Genomic DNA, 1,158 nt, shown 5'->3' with positions numbered 1-1,158 from the left:
CAGGGTAAGCTCATCTAATTTGGTATAATATGAACTTGACAAAGTTAACAAAATAAGCATAAGAGACTGTGTAGACAGCACACTTGACTCCTAACACAGATCAGTGAGATGACAGTAATACTGTAGTTGAAAATCTCAAAAAATACCCTATATGTTTCAAGGCTTTGACAACAAAACTGCCGATACTCAGAAAAATTTTCCTCCTGAGAGAAAGCTAACAGAAGTGGCAGATATCGCTTGTATTCAAAAAAGTTTAGTTCAGCACTTCCAAGATATTAAAGATCCCAGAGTGGAGAGAACGAAGAAACATCAACTCACAGATATCTTAGTAATTGCGATTTTAGCAGTAATTGCTGGAGCGCAAGGATGGGAAGACATGGAAAATTATGGCATTAGCAAAAAACAGTGGTTAGAAAAGTTTTTGGCATTACCTCACGGTATTCCCTCTGATGACACTTTTCGTCGGGTATTTGAGTTTATTAACCCAGAAGAATTGAATCGTTGTTTTCTTCAATGGGTAGAAACCCTTGTCACCAAGATGGGAGGAGAAATAATCCCCATAGATGGGAAGACCATTAGGGGTTCGTATGACCGAAATCAAGGTAAATCGGCACTCCATATTATTAGTGCCTGGTCGAGTGAACAACGTTTAGTTTTGGGACAGATGAAAGTAGAAGATAAATCTAATGAAATTACTGCTATTCCTGCATTATTAGAATTACTGGATATCACCGGTTCCATTATCACTATTGATGCAATGGGGACACAAACAGAAATTGCCAAAAAGATTATCGACAAGAAAGGAGATTACGTTTTGGCGCTCAAGGCAAATCATCCCACTCTCTACAATCAGGTTCAAGAATGGTTTGAAACAGCTTCTTCTCAGCAATTTCAAGGCATTGATGTCAGTTATGAAAAACGCATCGAAAAAGGACACCATCGCCGAGAAATTCGTCAAGTCTGGTCGGTTCCGGTTTCTGCAATTAATCATCTTTATCAACCCCGATTATGGGCAGGACTTCAAAGCGTTGTCATGGTTGTACGAGTCCGTCATCTCTGGAACAAAACTACCCGTGAGGTGCAATTTTATTTGACTTCTTTACACAGTAATGCTCAACTTATTGGTCTGGCTATCCGAAAACATTGGGGTATTGAAAA

At 39.1% G+C, this 1,158-nt stretch carries 1 protein-coding gene; it reads left to right on the top strand.

From position 1 onward, the window contains the following. Positions 1 to 151 precede the first annotated feature (151 nt). Positions 152 to 1,158, top strand: a 1,007-nt coding sequence (locus tag QT984_RS29700; protein WP_333058679.1) for an ISAs1 family transposase, incomplete at its 3' end; no start/stop codon positions are given.

This window comes from Microcoleus sp. Z1_B2 (genome assembly GCF_036700325.1).
Classification (GTDB): Bacteria; Cyanobacteriota; Cyanobacteriia; order Cyanobacteriales; family Microcoleaceae; genus Microcoleus.
The sequence above is the reverse complement of the archived record's forward strand: the minus strand, read 5'-3'. Positions and strand labels throughout refer to the sequence as shown.